This window comes from Mesorhizobium sp. M7A.F.Ca.MR.362.00.0.0 (assembly GCF_004023175.1).
Lineage (GTDB): Bacteria > Pseudomonadota > Alphaproteobacteria > Rhizobiales > Rhizobiaceae > Mesorhizobium.
The window spans coordinates 5,931-14,776 of the sequence record NZ_RZTF01000138.1; the positions used below are offsets into that span (position 1 = coordinate 5,931).

The following is an 8,846-nucleotide window of genomic DNA, read 5'->3' on the forward strand; positions in this document are numbered from 1 at the left end:
TGCTGCCGCTCTACCGCAATGGCGACGTCCTCATCGTCGAACCGGGCGCCGTCACCCGCAAGGGCGATCGCGTCGTCGTCAAGACCACATCAGGCGAGGTGATGGCCAAGGTGCTCGAGCGCCAGACCGTCAAGTCGATTGCGCTGGTCTCGCTCAATCCCGATCATCCCGACCGCGATATTCCCATGCGCGATGTCGAATGGGTGGCGCGGATTGTCTGGGCTAGCCAGTAGGTCAAGCTGGTGCGGCTCCTTCGTCATGCCCTGGCGGTTCTGATGGTCCCGGTGATGGCGGCCATGGTCGTCGCCGGCGGTCGCACGTTGAAAGGGAGTGAAAGCGTCATCACGGTGGACCAGCTTGATCCGGGCGCCGATACGATGGCGCAGCAGGCTGCCGGGACGGTGCCGCAGGAGCCGGCCACATCGGCCATAGCAGCCCCGCAGCCGCCAAAGCCGGCGCCGCATTCAAGGGCGATCGATCCCGAAATCGTCGCGCCGCCGGAACTGCCCGCCGACGGGCTTGAACGGGTCGAGCCGCGCGAGCCGTTGAGCAAACTCGCGCTGGCTGTGCCGCCCAAGCCGAAAATGCCCGACGACTGGAACGGCACAAAGCTGTTCCAGCCGGTTGCGCCGGCCGCCGGCCTGATCGAGGCGAAGGGCTACTCGGTCGCGGTTTCCGGCATCGACATCGTCAGGCAGGACGAGACCTGCAGCGAGGACGGCAAAACCTGGCCATGCGGCGTCCGTGCGCGGACGGCGTTCCGCGCCTTCCTGCGCGGCCGCGCGGTGGTCTGCACGGTGCCGCCGCAGGGCGGCCGCGACCTGATCGCCGCCGAATGCCGGATCGGCAAGCAGGATGTCGGCCAATGGCTGGTCGACAACGGCTGGGCGCGCGCCGCCAGGGGCGGCCCCTATATCGAGGCCGGCGACAAGGCACGCACGGCGAAGAAGGGCATTTTCGGATCGGCGCCCGATCTGTCCGGCATGCCGGCGATGCCGGCCGCGCCACGCCCGGCCCCTCAGGCGCCGGGTTCGATCCTGGAAGAGGTCGACGGCGTGCTCAAGCCAGCTGACCAGCCAGCGCCCGCTCAATGAGCGCACGTGTCTCGGCAACGCCGTAGAGCGCTGCGAACGAGCCGAAGCGGGGGCCGCGCTCCTGGCCGATCAGCACCTGATAGATCATCTGGAAGAAGGCGCCCGATACGCCGGGGCCGCCTTCCGGGCTCTGCTTGGAATGATCCTGATAGCGCTCGATCCTGCGCGCGACGTTGAGCGAGGCGTTCTGGATCGCTTCGCCGTTGGCGTCGGCCGGCAGCGCCCCAAGCGCTTCGTCGAGGGCTGCCAGCGCCTCGCGCTCGACCTCGTCGGCAGGCCGGAAGGTCTTCGTCGGCTTCACGAAATCGTCGAAATAGCGGATCGCATGGCCGACCAGCCGGTCGAGCTCGGGATGCGTCTTTGGCGTCACGCCTTGCGTATGACGTGAAATGAACCCCCACAGCACATCCTTGTTCTGCGCGTTGGAGGCGCTGACCAGATTGAGCAGCAGCGAGAACGGCACCGGCATGTCGATCGCGGGCGGGTTGCCGTCATGCATATGCCAGACCGGGTTGCCCAGCCGTTCCTTCCAGTCCTGCCGGGGATAGGCGGCGAGGAACGTATAGTATTCGTCCACGGCCCGCGGGATGACGTCGAAATACAGCTTCTTGGCCTGCCGCGGCCGCTGGTACATGTAGAGCCCGAGGCTTTCGGTCGGCGCATAGGTCAGCCACTCGTCGATGGTCAGCCCGTTGCCTTTCGACTTCGAAATCTTCTGGCCGTTCTCGTCGAGGAACAGTTCGTAGACGAAATGCTCCGGCGCCCGTCCGCCCAGAATGTTGCAGATGCGGTCGTAGACTACCGCATTGGTCTGGTGGTCCTTGCCGAACATTTCGAAATCGACGCCAAGGGCTGCCCAGCGCATGCCGAAATCCGGCTTCCACTGCAGCTTCACGCGGCCGCCGGTGATCGAAAGCGTGGTCTCGGTGCCCTCGTCGTCGAAGGTGATGGTGCCGGCCTTGGCGTCGACATGCTTCATCGGCACGTAAAGCACGCGGCCGCTCTTTGGCGAGATCGGCAGGAACGGGCTGTAGGTCGCCTGCCGCTCGGGTCCGAGCGTCGGCAGCATCACCGCCATGATCTGCTCATAGCGTTCGGCGGCGCGCTTGAGCATCGCATCGAAACGGCCGGACTTGTAGTATTGCGTCGCGCTGGCGAACTCGTAGTCGAAGCCGAACGTGTCGAGGAAGCGGCAAAGCATCGCGTTGTTGTGGTCGGCGAAGCTCGCATAGTCGCCGCCGAAGGGGTTGGGGACCGACGACAGCGGCTTGTGCAGATGAGGCTCGAGTGCGGCGCGGTCCGGCACGCTGTCGGGTATCTTGCGCATGCCGTCCATATCGTCGGAAAAGCACAGCAACTTGGTCGCGACCTTATCCTGCGTCAGGACGCGGAAAGCATGGCGCACCATCGACGTCCGCGCCACTTCGCCGAACGTGCCGATATGCGGCAGGCCGGACGGCCCGTAGCCGGTCTCGAACAGGATTGTTTGCGGGAAGTCGGCGCCTTTGTAGCGCTCGATGATCTTTTTGGCCTCTTCGAAGGGCCACGCCTTGCTTTCGGTCGCGGCCGCCAACAGTTCGGGGTTGAGATCGATGATGTTTGATCCCGCCATGTCACAGTTTCCAAATCATTTGCCGGCCCGAAGGCGGGCCGCGGCAAGGTTTTCAACCGGTCTCTAGGCGTGCAGCGCCGGAGCGTCAACGCGTGCGGCGCTTTTTCCTTGCGGTGCAGAACGGGCGTTCCTAACTTCGAGGCCCGGTTCAAGGAGAAAAAATTGCCGACACCTCATGAAGCCCTGATCTATCTGATGGTCATCACCTCGGCCTCCGACCGCGACATGACCGATGTCGAACTGGCGCGGATCGGCGAGGTCGTCCGCTCCTGGCCGGTGTTCGAGGACTTCAACCACGACAGGCTGGTCGGCGTTGCCCAGGACTGCCAGAAGCGCCTGCACGAAAAGGACGGGCTGGAGGGCGTGCTGGCTGAAGTCGCCGAGGTCTTGCCTGAGCGGCTGCGCGACACCGCCTATGCCGCCGCCTTCGAGGTTGCCGCCGTCGACCTCGAAATGCGCATGGAAGAGGTGCGGGTGCTGCAGCTGATCCGGCGTCAGCTCGATCTCGACACGCTGACGGTTGCTGCCATCGGCCGCGCGGCCAAGGCGCGGCTGCGCACGCTGACCTGAGTTCTTGGCCGGGCGCTGTTGAGGTTCAGGTCAGGCCGGCAAAGCCGACCGGAACCGGATCAGAAAAAGCTGACCGGGAAATAGCGCAGATAAAATTCGGCGAACGTGCCTTTCATCGAAATCTCCTGCAGCGCGTAATCGATCGCGGCGGCCAGCGCCGGATTGTCCGCTTTGGTGGCGATGGCCATGCCCGATCCCAGATATTCAGGCGCCAGATAGGGCCCGCCGGCAAAGCGGCAGCAGCCCGCCGCGTCCGAGCCGCCCAGCCAGAAGGCCAGGCGCATGCCGTCGCCGAAGGCGGCGTCGACCTTGCCGGCCTTGAGATCGGCATAGAGGTCCTCCGGCCTGTCGAAAGGGACGACCTGAACCGTGTTGAAATAGTCGCGCAGCATGCGTTCATGCGCCGAGCCTGATATCACGCCGACACGCTTGCCGTGCAATTTGTCAAAGATGGGCTCGGTCAGCGCCTTGCCTTTCGGCATGACGAAGCGCGCTGGAAACTGCAGATAGGAGCGTGAGAAGGCGTAGGTCGCGCGCGATTCCGGTGTTGCGGCGATGCCGGCGATGATCGCCTCGCCTTCGCCTTTCCGCAGTGCGCCTTCCAGCTCGGCCCAGGGCAGGGCCTGGATCTGGCATTTTTCGACAATGCCAAGCTCGGCGCAGATGGCGCGTGCCAGATCGATATGGAAGCCGGACAGCTTTCCCGCGCCGTCAAGGAAGTTGAAGGGCGGGAAGTCCGTGGTGGTCAGGAACCTCAGCCGGGGCAGCGTCGAAAGGTCTGGCTTGGGCAGCCGCTCCTTGGCATCCCACAGCACCGGAACCTGAGGCGCCGCGGCGCGCGCGCCGTCGGCGAACGACAGCAAGCCGATCAGCATCGCAAGGGCGAAGGACCTCCACCGGAACGCCAAGATAAAACTCCGCCACAGTCGTGCTCGCACCGGTTTTGGTACGAAAATGGTACAGGCACAATGGTTTTTGATTTCAACCCGCCGATTTCAGGATATGATTTAGCCGGTTTGCAAATCAGCTTCGGCCGCCTCGGTGAGGGAAGCCACAAAATAAGTATGCGATTTGCAATCCGTGGTCGGTGGCGAAGTGTAAATCAGGCACGCATCATTGGCCGCAATGCACGAGGCAACATGGGGTTGATGTTGCGATGGGTCAGTTCGATCGCACGCTGGAATACATAGACCAACTGCAGCACGCCGCAACGGCGGCGGCGGTCTGTGAAAGGCTGCTGGGCATAACATCGGATTTCGGCCTCACCGCGCTGATGGCGGGAACCGTACCGCAGCCAGGCACGCCGGCCGGCCAGCAAAAGCAGCATGTGCTTCTCTGCGATTGGCCGGGCGAATGGCTGGAGCGCTATGTCGCGCGCAACTATGTCGATCATGACCCGGTCGTCAGCCATATGAAACAGTTGCAGGCGCCCTTCCAGTGGCACGAGGCGTCGCAGGGCATCCGCATAGACAAGAGCAGCGGCGAGGTGATGGGCGATGCCGGCGCCTTCAAACTGCGTGATGGATTGGCCTTTCCGTTGATCACGCTTGACGGCCAGATCGTCATGGTGTCGCTCGGCGGCGAGGCTGTCGAATTGTCCGCCGCCGAATTTGGCCAGGTGTCGCTGGTCTCGACCTACGCGGTTGGCCGCGCCATGCAACTCCACACCATGGCGAACAACACCATCGATCATATCGTGCTGACGCCGCGCGAGCGCGAATGCCTGCAATGGGCCGCCGTCGGCAAGTCCGAATGGGAGATTTCGCAAATCCTCGGCATTTCCGAACACACCTCGGAGAAACATCTTCTTAACGCCAAAAGCAAACTAGGTGCCGTCAACAGGGTGCAGGCCGTCGCGGAAGCGATACGGCGCGGCTACATTAGTTAGGTCGGCCGTGCCGACCTGGAATTTTTGCCTACGCGATCACGCAATTTTCTCATCAAAGCACGGCCGTATCTTCCTCTGAACGCAGGAGACGGCGGAATGCTTTTTTCCCTTACAACCCAGGAATTGATGGAACGTCCCGACCTTTGGGAGGCCGTCCATCGTTTGCGCTACAAGATATTCGTCGAAGAGATGGGGTGGGATGACCTCAGGCGGCCCGACGGGCTCGAACTTGACCAGTTCGACCACGACGAGGCGGTCCATCAGATCGTCATCAGAGGCGGTGAAGTGGCGGGTTATCAGAGGATGTTGCCGACGACGCGGCCACATCTGCTGACCGAGGTCTTGACCGATCTTTCCGAAGGAACGCCGCCATCGGGTCCAAACATCTGGGAATTGACCCGCTACGCGGTGGCTCCCGGTTTTCGTGATGGCCGTCGTGGCGTTTCGACCGTCGGCACCGAACTGATTGCCGGTTTCGTCGAGTGGGGGCTGAAGCGCGGCGTCGACAAGGTGATCATCGAGTTCGAGCCGATGTGGGTGCTGCGCGCCTTGCAGCTGCATTTCCTGGCGACCCCGCTGGGCTATCAGCGCACCTATGGCAACCAGCAGGTCGTCGCCACCTTGCTGACCTTCAACGAACACACACTCGATGTGGTGCGGTCGCGCCGCAATCATTTTGCTCCCGTGTTGGCCAGGGGATATCCCGACATGCTCGGGCAAAGGCGTGCGTCATGAGATCGGAGACAGCCATGAGCACACACCCGCAACCTGAACTTCGCAACCACACGCTGGTCGTCACCGTGTCGTCGAGCGACGGCCGGCCGGTGCTGGACAGGAGAGCCTATGAAAGCCTGGCAAGGACCTTCCATGAAGCCGCCGACAATGAGGAGGTTCGCGTCGTCGTGCTGCGCGGCCTGGCAGGCTGTTTCTGTCTTGGCGGCGACTTCTCCGAATTCCTCGACGCCACCAAGCACCAGAAACTGATCGCCGCCGTCACCGACCTGTTCCGCACGCTGGCGACGTTTCCAAAGCCCATCCTTGCCTGCGTTGACGGCGATGCCGTCGGTGTCGGCTGCACCATCCTGTTCCACTGCGACATGGTGATCGCGTCCGATGAGAGCACGTTCAGGGTGCCGTTCGTCGATTTCGGCCTGGTGCCGGATGCGGCGACCAGCATCCTGGCGCCGCAGAAGCTCGGCTACGCCGGTGCCTTCCGCTTCTTCTGCCTCGGCGACACGCTTCGCGCCGAGGACGCCAGGGCGCTCGGCCTCGTCGCCGAGATCGTGCCGGGCGGCACCGTCGAGGAAGCGGCGCTCGGCCGGGCGAGACAGCTTGTCAAGAAGCCGGTCGCCGCCCTGCTGCAGACGCGCGGCCTGCTGAAAGGGAACACCGAGGCCCTCTGCGACCGCATCGATCAGGAGATTTCGCTTTTCCAGCAGGCGCTGCAGGACGACACCACGCTGCGGCGATTGCAACGCATCGCCCGGCTCGCGGCCTGAGCGAAAGCCTCAAGGAACGCGCCGCGCGGCCAAGGCCGCGCGGCGCGGAAGCGTCAATCCTGCTTGCCGAGGAATGACGGCCCTTCGCCGATGATCTTCTTGTCTTCCTTGCCGATGATTTCGAGATCGCGCCCCTCATAGGGCAGAGACGACAGGATGCGCCGCATGATCGCCAGCCGCGCGCGCCGCTTGTCATTGGCCCGTACGATGATCCACGGCGCGAATTCCTTGTGGGTGCGCTCGAACATGGTGTCGCGCACCTTGGTGTAGTCGTCCCACTTGGTGATGCCTGCAACGTCGATGGGCGAAAACTTCCAGCTCTTCAGCGGGCTGTAGCGACGGTCATGGAAGCGCTCGAGCTGCGTTTCCCGGCCGATGTTCAGCCAGAATTTGAAGAAGTGGATGCCCTCGTTGGAGATCATCCGCTCGAAATGCGGCGTCTCCTCAAGAAACTGCTCGTGCTGCTGCGGGGTGCAGAAACCCATCACCGGCTCGACACCGGCGCGGTTGTACCAGGAACGGTCGAAGGTGACGAATTCGCCTGAAGCCGGGAAGTGGTCGACATAGCGCTGGTAGTACCATTGCCCAAGCTCGGTCGGGGTCGGCTTGGTCAGCGCCACGTTGCGTGCCGTGCGCGGATTGAGGTACTGGCGCACCACGAAAATCGTGCCGCCCTTGCCTGCAGCATCGCGACCCTCGAACAGCGCCATCACCCGTTTGCCGGTCGACTGCAGCCAGGCCTGCGCCTTGACCAGCTCGATCTGCAGCTTCTCGAGCATCTCGTCATACTCGTCGCTTTTCATCTTCTTGTCGTAGGGATAGCCGCCAGCGGTCAGCTTGTTGTCCTCGACCCAGTCGGGAAGCACGGGATTTTCGATGTCGAACTCCCTCTCCTTGCCGCCGATCCTGATCTTCAGCGGCCCCGCAGTTGGCGCGGCGGGACTTTCTTTGGCTTTTTTCATCGAGACGAACCCTTTCCAGCTTCCGGACTCATGCTATGGGGAGCCACTATAGCGTCGCGCGTCCGTTTGGATGCGCAAAGGACGCTGTAGCACTTTTAATTTGCGCATGATCCTTTCCGAAAATCGATCCCGATTTTCGGGGTCATGCGGCAAGCGGTCTAGTGGAAGTTTTCCGCCACCGTGCGACCGGGTGCGAAGACATGGGGGCAGGTCCACGAGCGAATGGCTGACCTGGACACAGAGCAGAGAGGCATGACGCAAACCATGGCCGCACGGCTGTGGAATAGCCGCTGGCTGCTTGCGGCCGGCTTCGTTGCGGTTCTCGCTGTTTATGCCTTGGCCGGGATTTCAGCCTATGTCGTCCCCGCGGCGCTGCTGTTGCTGCTTGCAGCGGCAATACTGCCGACCGCCGGCGCGCGCCAATCCACCGGCAGCGGCGCTGCCATCGAGGCCATCGGCCTGCAGCGGCTCTCGGGTGAATATCTGGCCGCCGCCGTCGCCGATCCGCTGATCATCTTCGACCGGACCGCCACCATCGTCCATGCCAACGCCGCCGCCTTCGCCGCCTTCGGCGGCATCGCGCCAGGCATGTCGCTGTCGTTGAAATTCCGGGCGCCGGAGATGCAAACCCTGCTGGATGGAGTACTATCTGGTGATATCGCCTCCGATGTCGTCGACTACATGGAGAAACTGCCGGTCGAACGGGCCTACCGGGTGAGTGTGTCCTCGGTCGGTCACGCCACCGATCTCTATGTGCTGGTGTTCAAGGACCAGAGCGAAGCACGCCGGATCGACCGCATGCGCGCCGATTTCATTGCCAATGCCAGCCATGAACTGCGCACGCCGCTCGCCTCAATCGCCGGCTTTATCGAAACGCTGCGCGGGCCAGCCCGCAACGACGCGGCGGCGCGCGACCAGTTTCTGCAGATCATGCAGAGCCAGACCGGCCGCATGGCGCGTCTGATCGACGATTTGTTGTCGCTGTCGCGGCTCGAGATGAAACCCTATCTGAAGCCGGGAACCGAGGTGGATCTGCGGCAGACAGTCGACAGCGTCATCGACTCGCTCGGACCGCTGGCCAGCGAAAACGCCGTCGCCATCGAGCGGCACTACGCCGATGGGCCGCTTCATGTGCCTGGCGATCGCGATGAGCTTTTCCAGGTTTTCGAGAACCTCCTGGAAAACGCCTGCAAATACGGGCAGTCGGGTGGGCGGGTGGTT

At 63.1% G+C, this 8,846-nt stretch carries 10 protein-coding genes; 7 read left to right on the forward strand and 3 right to left on the reverse strand.

The features are described 5' to 3' along the window. Positions 1-233: S24 family peptidase (locus tag EOC06_RS42785; RefSeq protein ID WP_281062088.1), on the forward strand; the 233-nt coding region annotated here is incomplete at its 5' end. A gap of 9 nt (positions 234-242) precedes the next feature. Continuing rightward, a complete protein-coding gene (locus EOC06_RS18025) occupies positions 243-1,094 on the forward strand; it encodes a thermonuclease family protein (protein ID WP_368773591.1) in 852 nt (283 codons plus the stop codon). Here EOC06_RS18025 and EOC06_RS18030 read toward each other — a convergent pair. Then, positions 1,060-2,706: a lysine--tRNA ligase gene (locus EOC06_RS18030; protein WP_128308406.1), complete on the reverse strand. Its 1,647-nt coding sequence runs from the start codon at positions 2,704-2,706 to the stop codon at positions 1,060-1,062. The genes EOC06_RS18025 and EOC06_RS18030 overlap by 35 nt on opposite strands. Positions 2,707-2,868: 162 nt before the next feature. On the opposite strand from EOC06_RS18030, the gene EOC06_RS18035 reads away from it, so the two are divergent. Continuing rightward, positions 2,869-3,276: a tellurite resistance TerB family protein gene (locus EOC06_RS18035; RefSeq protein WP_013533653.1), complete on the forward strand. Its 408-nt coding sequence runs from the start codon at positions 2,869-2,871 to the stop codon at positions 3,274-3,276. 59 nt (positions 3,277-3,335) lie between these two features. Here the strand turns inward: EOC06_RS18035 and EOC06_RS18040 are convergent, their stop codons facing one another. After that, entirely contained in the window at positions 3,336-4,184 is an 849-nt protein-coding gene (locus EOC06_RS18040) for a transporter substrate-binding domain-containing protein (protein WP_128308407.1), read from the reverse strand. Between the two features lie 248 nt (positions 4,185-4,432). On the opposite strand from EOC06_RS18040, the gene EOC06_RS18045 reads away from it, so the two are divergent. The 3 genes from EOC06_RS18045 to EOC06_RS18055 all read left to right on the forward strand — a co-directional run bounded on the left by EOC06_RS18045 (position 4,433) and on the right by EOC06_RS18055 (position 6,663). Further along, positions 4,433-5,164, forward strand: coding sequence for a LuxR family transcriptional regulator (locus EOC06_RS18045; protein ID WP_128308408.1), 732 nt, complete (start codon positions 4,433-4,435; stop codon positions 5,162-5,164). A gap of 96 nt (positions 5,165-5,260) precedes the next feature. Then, entirely contained in the window at positions 5,261-5,899 is a 639-nt protein-coding gene (locus EOC06_RS18050) for an acyl-homoserine-lactone synthase (protein ID WP_013533650.1), read from the forward strand. A 14-nt stretch (positions 5,900-5,913) separates the two neighbouring features. Next, positions 5,914-6,663 carry an enoyl-CoA hydratase-related protein gene (locus tag EOC06_RS18055; protein WP_013533649.1) on the forward strand — a complete coding sequence of 250 codons (750 nt, stop codon included), beginning with the start codon at positions 5,914-5,916 and terminating at the stop codon, positions 6,661-6,663. Positions 6,664-6,716: 53 nt separating this feature from the next. Here the strand turns inward: EOC06_RS18055 and ppk2 are convergent, their stop codons facing one another. Beyond that, the gene (ppk2, locus tag EOC06_RS18060) at positions 6,717-7,625 is read right to left on the reverse strand and encodes a polyphosphate kinase 2 (protein WP_128308409.1); all 909 of its coding nucleotides are present in this window, start codon (positions 7,623-7,625) and stop codon (positions 6,717-6,719) included. Between the two features lie 222 nt (positions 7,626-7,847). On the opposite strand from ppk2, the gene EOC06_RS18065 reads away from it, so the two are divergent. Beyond that, positions 7,848-8,846 (forward strand): cell wall metabolism sensor histidine kinase WalK (locus tag EOC06_RS18065; RefSeq protein ID WP_128308410.1); only part of this gene is annotated, 999 nt, incomplete at its 3' end.